Origin of the sequence: Flavobacterium daemonense, from assembly GCF_007341385.1 — a bacterium.
Classification (GTDB): Bacteria; Bacteroidota; Bacteroidia; order Flavobacteriales; family Flavobacteriaceae; genus Flavobacterium; species Flavobacterium daemonense.
Genome location: NZ_VJYD01000002.1, coordinates 390,146 through 402,939 on the forward strand (window position 1 = coordinate 390,146; position 12,794 = coordinate 402,939).

15 protein-coding genes and 1 tRNA gene are annotated in these 12,794 nt (G+C 30.1%); 9 read left to right on the plus strand and 7 right to left on the minus strand.

What is annotated here, in order from left to right:
* The first annotated feature begins 175 nt into the window (after nucleotides 1-175).
* Nucleotides 176-334, plus strand: a complete 159-nt coding sequence (locus FND99_RS20345) for a DUF1294 domain-containing protein (protein ID WP_342777761.1) — start codon at nucleotides 176-178, stop codon at nucleotides 332-334.
* 145 nt (nucleotides 335-479) lie between these two features.
* On the opposite strand, the gene rpiB is transcribed toward FND99_RS20345, so the two are convergent.
* On the minus strand, nucleotides 480-911 hold the full coding sequence (rpiB, locus tag FND99_RS04045; protein ID WP_144336695.1) for a ribose 5-phosphate isomerase B: 432 nt from the start codon (nucleotides 909-911) through the stop codon (nucleotides 480-482).
* A 778-nt stretch (nucleotides 912-1,689) separates the two neighbouring features.
* Complete coding sequence (locus FND99_RS04050; RefSeq protein ID WP_144336696.1) at nucleotides 1,690-1,923, minus strand: putative signal transducing protein; 234 nt, start codon at nucleotides 1,921-1,923, stop codon at nucleotides 1,690-1,692.
* A 110-nt stretch (nucleotides 1,924-2,033) separates the two neighbouring features.
* On the opposite strand from FND99_RS04050, the gene rnr reads away from it, so the two are divergent.
* Genes rnr through FND99_RS04065 form a run of 3 tightly spaced genes read left to right on the plus strand, consistent with a single transcriptional unit; the run spans nucleotide 2,034 to nucleotide 5,597 of the window.
* Nucleotides 2,034-4,214 carry a ribonuclease R gene (gene rnr / locus FND99_RS04055; protein ID WP_144336697.1) on the plus strand — a complete coding sequence of 727 codons (2,181 nt, stop codon included), beginning with the start codon at nucleotides 2,034-2,036 and terminating at the stop codon, nucleotides 4,212-4,214.
* 23 nt (nucleotides 4,215-4,237) lie between these two features.
* Entirely contained in the window at nucleotides 4,238-4,906 is a 669-nt protein-coding gene (locus FND99_RS04060; protein WP_144336698.1) for a head GIN domain-containing protein, read from the plus strand.
* Nucleotides 4,907-4,919: 13 nt separating this feature from the next.
* Nucleotides 4,920-5,597 (plus strand): LysE family translocator, encoded by a 678-nt coding sequence (locus FND99_RS04065; protein ID WP_144336699.1) that lies wholly within the window; start codon nucleotides 4,920-4,922, stop codon nucleotides 5,595-5,597.
* A 193-nt stretch (nucleotides 5,598-5,790) separates the two neighbouring features.
* On the opposite strand, the gene FND99_RS20165 is transcribed toward FND99_RS04065, so the two are convergent.
* The 4 genes from FND99_RS20165 to FND99_RS04080 form a co-directional block, all read right to left on the minus strand.
* A tRNA-Cys gene (locus FND99_RS20165) sits at nucleotides 5,791-5,861 on the minus strand.
* A gap of 94 nt (nucleotides 5,862-5,955) precedes the next feature.
* Nucleotides 5,956-6,315, minus strand: a complete 360-nt coding sequence (gene folB, locus FND99_RS04070; RefSeq protein ID WP_144336700.1) for a dihydroneopterin aldolase — start codon at nucleotides 6,313-6,315, stop codon at nucleotides 5,956-5,958.
* A gap of 3 nt (nucleotides 6,316-6,318) precedes the next feature.
* Complete coding sequence (locus tag FND99_RS04075) at nucleotides 6,319-6,618, minus strand: hypothetical protein (protein WP_144336701.1); 300 nt, start codon at nucleotides 6,616-6,618, stop codon at nucleotides 6,319-6,321.
* Nucleotides 6,618-6,839 carry a hypothetical protein gene (locus FND99_RS04080; protein ID WP_144336702.1) on the minus strand — a complete coding sequence of 74 codons (222 nt, stop codon included), beginning with the start codon at nucleotides 6,837-6,839 and terminating at the stop codon, nucleotides 6,618-6,620. The genes FND99_RS04075 and FND99_RS04080 overlap by 1 nt, the downstream gene beginning before the upstream one ends.
* 151 nt (nucleotides 6,840-6,990) lie before the next feature.
* Here FND99_RS04080 and FND99_RS04085 point away from each other — a divergent pair, with 151 nt between their 5' ends.
* The 5 genes from FND99_RS04085 (at nucleotide 6,991) to FND99_RS04105 (ending at nucleotide 11,749) form a co-directional block, all read left to right on the plus strand.
* The gene (locus FND99_RS04085) at nucleotides 6,991-9,108 is read left to right on the plus strand and encodes a glutamine--tRNA ligase/YqeY domain fusion protein (protein WP_144336703.1); all 2,118 of its coding nucleotides are present in this window, start codon (nucleotides 6,991-6,993) and stop codon (nucleotides 9,106-9,108) included.
* 1,058 nt (nucleotides 9,109-10,166) lie between these two features.
* Nucleotides 10,167-10,646, plus strand: coding sequence for a hypothetical protein (locus FND99_RS04090; protein ID WP_144336704.1), 480 nt, complete (start codon nucleotides 10,167-10,169; stop codon nucleotides 10,644-10,646).
* Nucleotides 10,647-10,739: 93 nt separating this feature from the next.
* Complete coding sequence (locus tag FND99_RS04095; RefSeq protein WP_144336705.1) at nucleotides 10,740-11,066, plus strand: YtxH domain-containing protein; 327 nt, start codon at nucleotides 10,740-10,742, stop codon at nucleotides 11,064-11,066.
* Nucleotides 11,067-11,138: 72 nt separating this feature from the next.
* Entirely contained in the window at nucleotides 11,139-11,489 is a 351-nt protein-coding gene (locus FND99_RS04100; protein WP_144336706.1) for a competence protein, read from the plus strand.
* A 5-nt stretch (nucleotides 11,490-11,494) separates the two neighbouring features.
* Nucleotides 11,495-11,749 (plus strand): DUF6327 family protein, encoded by a 255-nt coding sequence (locus FND99_RS04105; RefSeq protein WP_144336707.1) that lies wholly within the window; start codon nucleotides 11,495-11,497, stop codon nucleotides 11,747-11,749.
* 28 nt (nucleotides 11,750-11,777) lie between these two features.
* Here the strand turns inward: FND99_RS04105 and FND99_RS04110 are convergent, their stop codons facing one another.
* The gene (locus tag FND99_RS04110; protein WP_144336708.1) at nucleotides 11,778-12,761 is read right to left on the minus strand and encodes an SPFH domain-containing protein; all 984 of its coding nucleotides are present in this window, start codon (nucleotides 12,759-12,761) and stop codon (nucleotides 11,778-11,780) included.
* Nucleotides 12,762-12,794: the final 33 nt, after the last annotated feature.

The window sequence follows — 12,794 nt, forward strand, 5'->3', positions numbered from 1 at the left end:
ATATACAAGGAAAATCACTAACGATTCGGCTAAAATAATATCTTTGTTTTGAATATTATGCCAATGAAATTTTTTTTACTCTATTTTTTATTTATAAATATCATCGTTTTTATTCTTGCCGGATACGATAAATATCAAGCCAAAAAAAAACAAACGAAGAATCCCCGAAAATACTTTGTTTTTTCTTGAAGCAATTGGCGGAACAATCGGTTTATTAATAGCAATGTTTTTCTTCAGACATAAAACGAGTAAAACTTCATTTATTGTCAAATTCCTGCTTATTTTTTTGATTCAGGTTGTTTTGATTTATCTCAAATTAACTGATAAGTTATAGATATTAACAATGTTGATAACCTAAAAACATACTTTACAATTAATTGATTTTAAATGTTTTAAATAAAAAACCGGATGAATTTTGAAAATCCGCCCGGTGTGTTTTATTTATATTGGTGCGAAGCACCGAATTTTTTTTTTCGTTTTTATGAACAAGCAATCTTATTAACTCGGTTTTGATGTCTTCCACCTTCAAAAGCGGTATCCAAGAAAGTTTCAACGATTTCAACAGCCTGATGAATAGAAGTAAAGCGCGCCGGAATACTCACAATATTTGCATCATTGTGTAAACGTGTTAAATACGCAATTTCTTTAGTCCAGCATAAACCAGCTCTCACTTTCGGGTGTTTATTAACAGTCATCGCAATTCCGTTTCCGCTTCCGCAGATTACAATTCCAAAATCCGCTTTTCCTTCAGATACATCATTAGCAACTGGATGCCCAAAATCAGGATAATCAACAGAAGCATCTGTATCTGTTCCGTAATTGGTTACTTCATACCCTTTTGCTTCAAGCATTGCAACAATTGCTTTTTTATATTCTGGTCCCGCGTGGTCGTTTCCTATCGAAATTTTCATTTTTTCTCTCTATTTAGTTGTGTCTTGCAAATTTACTTAATAAATAGTTGTTCGCCACGAATTACATTAATTTTCACAAATTTTTTTCTTTTTCAATGCTATATAAACATCAGAATACAAATTAATGTACATTCGCAAAATTCGTGGTAAAACCCCTCGTTTTGCAACTATCTTACTATCAAAATCTTAACAGTTATTAACATTTTTAATAACTCCATAAGTCTCTCACAATCAATGAAGAATAAACAAGATATTTGTTAAAATTTTGAAGTGTTAATAGGAGTTTGTAATTGCTTGATATTCAATTAACTTTAAGTTAACAGAAAATGTTAATAAGTTCGAAAAGAAAATTAGAAGTTTTTTTTGGTTGTTTCAGAAAAAAACGTAATCCAAAACCGGAATGAAAAATCCAAATAAAGTTTCGGGAATTTTTGGAAAAGTTATCAATATCAAAAATGCTATTTTCAACAGAAATCAACATATCAACTTATCTACAAAATGAATTCATTTTTGGTTGTCAACCGTTGTTAATTAAAATACAAAAAGTCTTAAAAATTAAACTTTTAACTAAAAATAACTATGTTAATAACTGCGAATAACTAAGAGAAACTTCATTTCAATACTTTTAAAAATAAATTTATTCGACATATTAACAGACTATAATAACCAACAAATTTTTTTAAATTTTTAAAAATCTTTTTTGTTGTATTTAATATATGTTGAAAACTAAAAAAGTTGAAAAGGAAAAAAAATTTTTGAGTTTGAAAAATGAAAGCTTTTAAACGATTTTGAGAGGATTGTTTAGATTGTCTAGAATTTGCTGCACTTCTTCGAAATCGTTTGGATGAACTTTGAGTCGGATCCCGCCAAGTGCCGCCGAATACATTGGAGCGACAGAGAGCGTTACTTCGTTTTCAAAGAAATACGGAATTTCTTCCTGCTCTAATAAGTGTTTCAAAACAACGGTTTCGTGCTGATAATTGAATACGGCGATGGTTTTAAAGCTGTCCATATTAAGTCTTTTTGTAAATGTACGAAAAGTTATATTTTTAATAATTCTAATTGTTAAAATCTATATTCTGATATCTTATTTGTAATTTTAAACCTTATAAGAAAAGATATATGAGTAAGAAAATTAGAAAGCCGATAAAAAAAGAGAAAGATTTCTCTAGTAAGATAGTAAAAATTTTATCGCAAAGTGCTAATAAACCATTCAATTATAAACAAATGGCTGCTAAGCTTGAACTTGATGATACAAAAAGCAGAAATCAGATTATTAAAGATTTGAAAATTCTTGCTGCTCAAAAAAAGATTATTGAAACGGAACCTGGAAAGTATTTAATCAAGGCCGTAAGTCAAGATTACTACGAAGGAACGATAGATATGACGAGCAGAAAAACGGCATATTTTATTTGTGAAGAATTTGAAGAAGATGTTTTTATCCCGACAAATAATTTGAATCGTGCTCTTGATAAAGACAAAGTAAAGGTTTATGTTTATAACCGAAGAAAAGGAAAAAGACCTGAAGGTGAAGTAATTGAAGTTCTAGAAAGAGATAAAACAGAATTTGTTGGAGTGATTGATATTCAGTCAAATTTTGCTTTTGTTTCGACTGCAAATCCAAAAATGTATACGGATATTTTTATTCCAAAGGATAAAATGGACGAGGCCGAAAATGGTGACGTTGTTTTGGTTAAAATTGAAGATTGGCCAAAACGCGCTGATAGTCCATTTGGATCTGTAATCAGAGTTTTAGGAAAACCAGGAGAACATAATACGGAGATTCATGCCATTTTAGCTGAATACGGATTGCCAGCAGATTTTCCGGTAGAAGTAGAAGTTTTTGCACAAAAAATTGATACTTCAATTCAGGAATCTGAAATTGCAAAACGTCGCGATATGCGTGATACGCTTACGTTTACGATCGATCCAAAAGATGCAAAAGATTTTGATGATGCCTTGTCTTTCAAAAAGTTAGAAAACGGAAATTTCGAAATTGGAATCCATATTGCGGATGTTTCGTATTATTTGGAAGAAGGAACAATTCTAGACGATGAAGCGTATCAAAGAGCAACTTCAGTTTATTTAGTAGATAGAGTAGTGCCAATGCTTCCAGAAGTTTTGTCTAATTTTGCGTGTTCACTTCGTCCAAATGAAGAGAAATATACGTTTTCTGCAATATTTGAGGTTTCGCCAACATCGCAAGTTGTCAACCAATGGTTTGGAAGAACAGTAATTTATTCAGATCAGCGTTTTGCTTACGAAGAAGCACAATATATCATTGAAACAAAGGATAATACAATTCCGGTTGATATTTCAATTACCGGAGAATCTTATGTTGTATCTGATGAAATTGTCGAAGCTACTTTGAAACTTGATGAATTAGCGAAGATTTTAAGAAAGAAAAGAATGCAGAATGGTGCTATTTCTTTTGATAAAGTGGAAGTGAAATTTAATCTTGATGCTGAAGGAGAACCTGAAGGCGTTTATTTCAAAATTTCAAAAGATGCAAATCATCTTATTGAAGAATTTATGCTTTTGGCAAACAGAAAAGTAGCAGAATACATTGGTAAACAAAAGAAAACATTTGTTTACCGTATTCACGACGAACCAAATGAAGACAAATTAATTGCAATGGCGACAGTAATTGCTAAATTTGGATACAAAATTGATTTCAGAAACAAAGAAGATATTTCCAAATCTTTGAATGCTTTGATGGAAGAAGTTAATGGCAAAAAAGAGCAGAACTTAATTGATACTCTTGCAATTAGAAGTATGAGTAAAGCCAAATATTCGACAGAAAATATTGGGCATTATGGTTTAGCTTTTGATTATTACAGTCATTTTACATCGCCAATTCGTCGTTATCCAGACGTTATGGTACATCGTTTGTTGCAATATTATTTGGATGGAGGCGCTTCTGTAGATCAAGAAACATACGAAACAAAATGTCTGCATTGTTCAAATATGGAAAGTTTAGCCACAAATGCTGAACGTGACAGTATCAAATACATGCAGGTTAAATACATGCAGGATCATCAGGATGAAGAATTCTTGGGTGTTATTTCTGGAGTTACTGAATGGGGAATTTATGTTGAAATCGTGTCTAATAAATGCGAAGGAATGGTAAGAATCAGAGAAATTAAAGAGGATTATTATACTTTTGACGAAAAGCAATATGCATTGGTTGGAGCTACTTCAAACAGTATTTTGCAATTAGGAGACGAAATTTATGTTAAAGTAAAAAATGCCGATTTAGTTAAAAAACAACTGGATTTTCATTTTTTAAGAAGAGCCGAATAATTATTAATTAAAAAAATAAAAGTATGAAAAAGCTAATTATTGGAGCAGTAATTTTATTTGCCCAAATGTCTTTTGCTCAGGTTACTAAAGAGTTAGGTGATTTTGATACCGTAAAAGTATTTGATAAACTAAGTGTTAAATTAGTACAGTCATCTGAAAATAAAATTGTTATTAAAGGAGCAAGAGAAGCTGAAGTCGAAGCCGTAAATAAAAATGGAATATTAAAATTAAGAATGCCTTTTCCAAAACTTTTATCTGGAAATGATCTTGATATTACGCTTTATTACAAACATTTAGAATTAATAGATGTTAACGAAGGTGCAGAAGTTAAAAGCAGTGAAACTATTAAAGCTACTTCTTTTAAAGTAAGTGCTCAAGAGGGCGGTATTATAAATGTTGATTTGAATGTTGATAAACTAAAAGTAAGCTCTGTTTCAGGAGGTTCAATTACTTTAACTGGAAAAGCAGAAAATCAAGATGCGAGTTTAGGAGCTGGAGGTTATTTGCTGGCAAGTAAATTAAATACGTCTCAAACTACTGTAAGCGTTTCTGCGGGCGGAAAAGCCGATGTAAATGCTTCGACCCTTGTTGAAGCAAAAGTGAGCGCAGGAGGCTCTATTTACATTTATGGAAAACCAAAACAAATTAACCAAAAAACAGTGTTTGGCGGTAAAATTGAAGAAGTAAAATAACACAAGTATTTTGATGATAAATGATATTTTGGCTGGACTGCCATGGGGACTTGTTCTGAGCTTTATGGTAGGTCCAGTATTTTTTGTTTTATTAGAAACCAGTATTACAAAGGGATTTAGAGCTGCGATAGCTTTTGATCTTGGAGTTGTATTAGGTGATGTTTTTTTTATTGCTATTGCGTATTTAGGAAGTTATCGATTGATTTCCAGTTTAAAAGACGATCCTGCTCTTTTTATTTTTGGAGGAATAATTATGCTTTCTTATGGTATTATTTCGTTTGTAAAACTAAAGAAAGAAGAAAAAATAAACGATGAAGAAATTGATCGTGATATCTTGAAAAGAAACTACGGAAGTTTGTTTGTGAAAGGCTTTTTACTGAATGTTATAAACATTGGAGTTCTTGGTTTTTGGCTTGCTGTAATTATTTCTGTTGGTCCAAAATTAGAAATGCAGACTCCAAGAATGATGACATTTTTTACTGCTGTAATTATCACTTATTTGTTGATTGATTGTGCTAAAATTTTATTAGCCAAACAGTTAAAATCAAAAATGACGCCAACTAATATTCTTAAAATCAAAAAAGGAATTAGTATTGTTTTAATGGTTTTCGGATTTGCTTTGGTAATTCAAGGCTGGTTTCCAAAAGAAAAAGAAATGGTCAAAAATGCTTTTGAAAAGATCGATAAATAGTTTGTTGATAACTCAAGATTATAAAATTAAACCTCTGAATTTCAGAGGTTTTTTTGTGTTTATAAGTCCTTGCGAGGAACGAAGCAATCTCACTAGCATGAGTTAAAAGATTGCTGATATGCTTAATGAGATTGCTTCGTTCCTCGCAAGGACAAAACATAAAAAAAACCTTCAAATTGCTTTGAAGGTTTTGAGGCATCGTCCGGATTCGAACCGGAGTAGGAGCTTTTGCAGAGCCCAGCCTAGCCGCTCGGCCACGACGCCATTACTTGAACGGTTGGCAAAAGTAACTAAAATCTTTAAATTTCAAAAGTTTCGAATGAAGTATTTTAAAATTTTAGATTTTTAATTAGAAAAATTACTTTCTAATTTCAGTCATTTTTATGGTAACTGTTTCAACATCACCACCAATAGGCGGATTTACTTTTGAAACCCAAACTGTTGTTTTTTCTACCATTTCTATCTCTGCCAATACGCGAATATTGATTCTTTTGGCCACATGTTCCAATAAATGCGAACGAATTGCCATTTCTTCAGTTACAATTCGGTTTAAATGTACATAATCAACAGTATCTAAAAGATGATCAGTTTGAGCTGATTTCTGAAGATTTGCCTTAATTTTAAGATCAACAATATAATCAGATCCTATTTTTCCTTCTTCAATTAAACATCCGTGATATGAAAAAGTACGGATATTTTTCAATTTTATAACTCCCATTTTTTATTTTAATTTTATTCTTGTAGTATTTGGATCTTGATGATTTGATGTAATTGCATGAATAGAAACTATATTATTTACTTCATCAATAGTAAAATGGATGGTATAAGGAAATTTCTTTAAAGGAAGAGTTCTAACAATATTATATTTTTCTTCAAAAAAAGGAAAAGTATGTAAAGTTTCTACGTATTCTTGATATTCTTTAAAGAATTTTGTTCCCAAACCTTTAGAAATAGATTCGTAATATTCAGCTATTTCATCTACTTCTAAATCAGCTCGTACTAGAATATTTATTTTAAACATTACTTCTTATTCCATTTAGCATTTAGTCTTTTTTTAGACTCTTCCCAACTAATATAATCTTCTGGTTTAGCGTTCTTTATGCGATCTAAAACCATTTCTTGTTGCCAAAGAGGAATTTCATTCTCTACTGTTTCATTTATAGAAACATCAGGAACATGTTTAAAAAAACTAATAAAAGTATCGTAAAAATCGTCTGGAATTGTAACAGTCAATTGTCTCATAATTCTCAATATTTATACAAAAGTAATAAATATATTTATTCAAGGTTTCAGGTTTTAAGTTTCAAGTTTAGAGTAAGTTTCCAAAGAAAACCATAAACCATAAACTATAAACTATAAACTTTTTTATCTTTGCTAAAATTACTATAAAATAATGGCATCAGAAGAGAAATCACTCAATTTTATTGAACAAATCATAGAGGAAGACGTAAAATCAGGTCTTTCAAATTCAAAACTTCGCTTTCGTTTTCCACCAGAACCAAATGGGTATTTACACATTGGGCACGCGAGTTCTATTGCGTTAAATTTTGGTTTAGGAATTGATTATCAATCTCCTGTGAATTTACGTTTTGATGATACAAACCCTGAAAAAGAAGAACAGGAATTTGTTGATGCTATTAAAAAAGATGTAGAATGGCTGGGTTACAAATGGGCTGAAGAATGTTATGCATCTGATTATTTTCAACAATTATACGATTGGGCAGTTTTATTGATTAAGAAAGATAAAGCGTATGTTGACAGTCAATCTTCTGAAGAAATGGCAATCCAGAAAGGAACTCCAACAACTCCAGGAACTGACAGTCCGTACAGAAACCGTTCTGTTGAAGAAAACTTAGATTTATTCGAAAGAATGAAAAACGGTGAATTTGAGGCTGGTACACATATTCTTCGTGCAAAAATTGACATGAAATCAACAAACATGTTAATGCGAGATCCAATCATGTACAGAATTTTACACAAACATCACCATAGAACGGGAGATGCTTGGAAAATCTATCCAATGTACGATTGGGCACACGGACAAAGTGATTATTTGGAACAAATTTCCCACTCATTTTGTACACTAGAATTTTTGCCTCACCGTGAATTATACGATTGGTTTTTAGATCAGATTTTTGATGATAATAAACTTCGTCCAAAGCAAAGAGAATTTGCTAGACGTAACTTATCACATACCGTTGTTAGTAAAAGAAAATTACAGCAACTAGTTAAGGAAAAGCATGTTAACGGTTGGGATGATCCTAGAATGTCAACTATTTCAGGATTACGAAGACGCGGTTATACAGCTGCTTCTTTACGTAATTTTGCGAATACAATTGGTATTGCAAAACGTGATAATTTGATCAATGTATCGGTTTTAGAATTCTGTATTCGTGAAGATTTGAACAAAATTGCACCTCGTGTAATGGCTGTTTTAGATCCTGTAAAATTAGTAATTACAAATTATCCAGAAGGAAAAGAAGAGTGGTTGGAAGCTGAAAATAATCAAGAAGATGAAAATGCAGGATTCAGAAAAGTACCTTTTTCTCGTGAATTATATATCGAAAGAGAAGACTTTTTAGAAGAAGCTCCAGCTAAGTTTTTCCGTTTAACTTTAGGAAAGGAAGTTCGTCTTAAAAATGCTTATATTGTTAAAGGTGAATCAGTTATAAAAGATGAAAACGGGAATATTACAGAAATTCATGTAACATATGATACTGATTCTTTAAGCGGAAGCGGAACTGAAGCAAGCCAAAGAAAAGTGTCTGGAACATTGCATTGGGTTTCAATTCAACATGCACTTGAAGCAGAAGTTCGTTTGTACGATCGTTTGTTTACAGATGAAGCTCCGGACAGTTATAAAGAGAAAAATTTCTTAGATTTTGTGAATCCAAATTCGTTAGAAACTGTAACTGGGTTTGTTGAACCAAGTTTATCAACAGCTCAAAATGAAGATAAATTCCAGTTTCAACGTTTAGGATATTTTACTGTTGATAAAGATTCAACTAACTCAAGATTAGTGTTTAACAAAACTGTTGGATTGAAAGATGCTTGGGAAGAAAAAGGAAAAAAAGAGGAAAACAGCATCAATAATTCTTTAAAAGAAATCAACAAATATTTTAAAGTTGAGACTAAACCAGAAAGAATTGCAATTGAAAGCGCAATAGGGGAGAACATCAGAAATATTTCTAGTTTTTCACTTTTGCAGAATTCTTTAAAGAAAAATATCAATAATAATAAAGCTTCATTGTTGTTTTCTCAGTTTATTTTGAAGTATTCAAACTGGAAATCTACTGATTTTGAAGAAGATGATATTAAAAAATTATATTCAATGTCTCTAAAAAGTGAATCGACTTATGTTCGATCAAAAACACTTTTAAATTTAAGAGATAATGAAAGTGAAAGTTTGAGAAATCAGTTTTTTGAAGAAATTTCGAAATTAAATTCAAATCCGCCAAAAAATGCATCGGAAAGAGAAATTGAAATTTTAGCAGAAATGGTTAAGAACTAAAAATAATTAGAATCTATTGAAAAGCGCTTTTTAAAGCGCTTTTTTTATTATATATAGAAACTATTAAAAATTAAAATTTAATAATTTTTATAAATTAAAAGTGACTTTAATAAAGTAATTTTAATCGAAAATAAATTTTTAATGGATTACCATTTCATTTTTTAGGTTTTAATTTAAGAGAAAGCTTTATTTTGATTTTTTACTTTTTACAAGGTCGATTTTACTTTTCGATCTCTTAATATAATTTTTATTGATTATAATGTTAATTTTAATTTAGTATTTTTATTATTTAAAAAATCTATTAAATTTTAAATTTTAATTTATTTTATAGATTAAAATTGACTTGCATAAATTAATTTTAAGAAAACTTTTTGTTTTAAATATCTCTTGATTCCTAATTTTTAAAATATCTTTTTAAAAGTCTTTATTTCAATTTTTGTCTTTTTTGACCTATTTTTTATGTTTTTAGGAGTGATAAATTAGTATTTTATATTATTATTAAAAATTATAAAATATTAATATGTATTAATTTTATTTATTATTTATAAAAACTATTGTTTTTATATTTTTGATAATTAACTTATATTAAAATTGACTTAAATAAATTGATTTTAAGACTATTTTTTAATCATCTTGATAGATAACTCATTTTTTGAATTATTGTTTATTTGGAGTCTTTATTTAACTTTTTGCTGTTGTTTTTGCCAGTTTAACGGGTTGTTAACACACAATTGTTTATAAAGTTGGTATTTTTAACTCAATACTAAAAATCAGAGATGATTTTTATAAAAATTAAAATTTGCCGTTACAGAAACGAAACTGAAATTTATTGTTTTTAAAAACTTATAATTTTTATTTCAATAGATTTTCAAAACTGATTTCTGAAAAAGACAATTTTATGTTCTCATTTTTATTGTGATGTATTTTTGATAATATTTCGCGTAAAAGGTATTTTTCAAAGTGCATCATAATGTACAAAATTCCATAACATTGAATTTGTGTTAAACTTTAGTTTTTAAATTTCAAATCTGATCATTTTTAATTTAAATCTAATAATCATGAAAATTTTATATTTTACGCTAGCAATGTTATTTGCAAATATTGCAATTTCTCAAACACATCAAATTACAAAACATAATGGTGAACAGCTTGATGTTAATTTCGTTAAAAACGAAAACGGTCTGATTTACTACACATTAAATGGAAGTTCAGAAGAAGTTAAAATCAGTAAATATGCTGTTTCATCAATAACAAACAAACAGACAAATCAAACACAGAAAGTTTCGGATAAAATAGTTGTTGATTCAAAAGAGGATTACAAAATGGTAACTGTTTTAACTCAAGAAAAGACAATAGGGCTGAAGCAGGCTGCAAGTTTTACAGGAGTGTCGACAAGGACAAAAGGCGAACCGCCAATTGCAAACCAAAATCAGACTGCTATGAGAATCAAAACAAAGTCAGCTTCAAATGGTTACCCATTTGTAAGTATCATTCAAAAGGCTGATGGCAAATATGAAGCAGTCGCATATATGTATTAATAATAGTGTTAATATTATGTAAATAACAATTTATCAAAGGTTTATCATTTTAAAAATGAGTATCTTTATTAATAATTTAAAAATTGTAACATCATGTCAAAGAATTTAAATACAGCTGCAGCAATTTTAGCAGCAGCAGCGGCAGGAGCAGCAATCGGAATTTTGTTTGCTCCAGATAAGGGATCAAAAACTAGAGCAAAATTGAAAGAAGGTATTGACGATGCCAAACATAATCTGAAAGATTCTTTTGATGCAAGCTCTGAAGTTCTTCGTGAAAAATTTACAAGTGCTACTCATAATCTTGATGGAACTTTAAACGATTTACTTTCAAATGTTAGTCATAAAACAGAAGAAGTAATTACTTTTTTAGAAACTAAATTGGCTGAGTTAAAGGCACAAAACGCTAAACTTCAGAAATAATAAATTTTTTAAAAGCACTTAACTTGCTTTATATGGGTAAGTTGTGTGCTTTTTTTATTTAAAATCATCATTATGGCTTTTGAAGAATTAAAAGAAAATACTGAAAATATTCAAGATCAGGCTAAAGAATATATTGAAAGTCATTTAGCATATTATAAGCTTTGGGGTTTTAAAGTGGCCATGAAATCGACTACTTTAATTTTTAAGTTTACTCTGATTTTATTGTGTTTTAGTATGGTTTTGTTTTTTGGATCTTGTGCAGCAGCTTATGCATTTGGAAGTTTGTTTGGAAGCAATGCATTAGGATTTTTGACAGTAGGAGGGATCTACTTGTTTTTTACCATTTTGCTTTTCTTTGTAAAAGATAAGTTTGTTGAAGGACCAATTTTAGAGAAGTTTTCGGAAATCTTTTTTAATGATTAGAAATTATGGAAAAGAAAAAATACTCATCATATGCTGAACTTGAAAGAGACCTGGAAATTTTAAAATTAGAAAAAGAGATCAATTATCAGAAGTTAGTTCTAAGTTTTCAGAAAACGAAAGAGAGCATCACGCCACATAAAATTGTAAACGGTTTTGTTTCGTCTTACACAGAATACTTTTCAAATTCATATGTAAAAATTATCCAGGCAGTTTTACCATACATAATTGGTTGGTTTATAAATAAAAAAAGAGGCAATTAAGCCTCTTTTTTTATTTTGGTAGTATTTATTAAGCCGTTTCTGTTGGCTCTGAAGTATCTGATGGATTGTAATTTACATCAGAGTTGTCTACTTTTTTTACTTTTCTAGGTTGTCTTTTCATTTCTTCTCCAATGATATTTGAAGCCGAAAAACTAGTTACCATATTGTTCAACATATCACTCGCAGCTTGTGGAGAGTTTGGTAATAATATCAAATTTGAGTTGGTATCAGCTCCAATAGCTTGTAGTGTGTCATAATGTTGGGTAATTACAATTAATGCAGATGCTTCCTGCGAATTGATTCCAACATTGTTCAAAACTTCAACACTTTCTACTAATCCGCGTGCAATTTCTCTACGTTGATCGGCAATACCTTGACCTTGAAGCTTTTTGCTTTCAGCTTCAGCTTTAGCTTTGGCTACAATTCTAATTCGTTGTGCTTCAGATTCAAACATTGCTGCTGTTTTTTCTCTTTCGGCTGCGTTGATTCTGTTCATTGCATTTTTTACCTGAATATCTGGATCAATGTCTGTTACAAGAGTATTGATGATGTCATAACCATAAGTTGTCATCGCTTCGTTCAATTCACGTTTTACTGCAATTGCAATATCATCTTTACGAACAAAAACGTCATCCAAAATTAATTTAGGAACTTCGGCACGAACAACGTCAAATACATAAGCAGTGATTTGATCATGAGGATATTCTAGTTTGTAAAAAGCTTCATAAACATGTTCCTGTATTACTTTGAACTGGACTGAAACTTTCATTTTGATAAAGACATTGTCTTTAGTTTGTGTTTCAATAAGAACATCTAATTGCTGAATTTTCAAATTTACGCGACCTGCAATTCTATCAATTACGGGAATTTTTAACTGTAAACCTGAATTCCTAACGCTTGTAAATTTTCCAAAACGCTCTACGATAACACTTGTTTGTTGCTTTACAGTAAAGAACGAAGACAAGAAAATAAATAATCCGAAGACTATTAGAATAATAAATGCTGCACCCATGGTAATATTGATTTAGTTTTTTTGATCTGGTAA

Excerpts from the sequence above, each read along its gene's own strand:
- FND99_RS04075 (WP_144336701.1), bottom strand. The coding sequence starts at position 6,618 with ATGTTTAAAATAAATATTCTAGTACGAGCTGATTTAGAAGTAGATGAA.
- FND99_RS04065 (WP_144336699.1), top strand. The coding sequence starts at position 4,920 with ATGATAAATGATATTTTGGCTGGACTGCCATGGGGACTTGTTCTGAGC.
- FND99_RS04060 (WP_144336698.1), top strand. The coding sequence starts at position 4,238 with ATGAAAAAGCTAATTATTGGAGCAGTAATTTTATTTGCCCAAATGTCT.
- folB (WP_144336700.1), bottom strand. The coding sequence starts at position 6,315 with ATGGGAGTTATAAAATTGAAAAATATCCGTACTTTTTCATATCACGGA.
- FND99_RS04050 (WP_144336696.1), bottom strand. The coding sequence starts at position 1,923 with ATGGACAGCTTTAAAACCATCGCCGTATTCAATTATCAGCACGAAACC.
- rpiB (WP_144336695.1), bottom strand. The coding sequence starts at position 911 with ATGAAAATTTCGATAGGAAACGACCACGCGGGACCAGAATATAAAAAA.
- FND99_RS04080 (WP_144336702.1), bottom strand. The coding sequence starts at position 6,839 with ATGAGACAATTGACTGTTACAATTCCAGACGATTTTTACGATACTTTT.
- FND99_RS04090 (WP_144336704.1), top strand. The coding sequence starts at position 10,167 with ATGAAAATTTTATATTTTACGCTAGCAATGTTATTTGCAAATATTGCA.
- FND99_RS04085 (WP_144336703.1), top strand. The coding sequence starts at position 6,991 with ATGGCATCAGAAGAGAAATCACTCAATTTTATTGAACAAATCATAGAG.
- FND99_RS04100 (WP_144336706.1), top strand. The coding sequence starts at position 11,139 with ATGGCTTTTGAAGAATTAAAAGAAAATACTGAAAATATTCAAGATCAG.
- FND99_RS04110 (WP_144336708.1), bottom strand. The coding sequence starts at position 12,761 with ATGGGTGCAGCATTTATTATTCTAATAGTCTTCGGATTATTTATTTTC.
- FND99_RS04105 (WP_144336707.1), top strand. The coding sequence starts at position 11,495 with ATGGAAAAGAAAAAATACTCATCATATGCTGAACTTGAAAGAGACCTG.
- rnr (WP_144336697.1), top strand. The coding sequence starts at position 2,034 with ATGAGTAAGAAAATTAGAAAGCCGATAAAAAAAGAGAAAGATTTCTCT.
- FND99_RS04095 (WP_144336705.1), top strand. The coding sequence starts at position 10,740 with ATGTCAAAGAATTTAAATACAGCTGCAGCAATTTTAGCAGCAGCAGCG.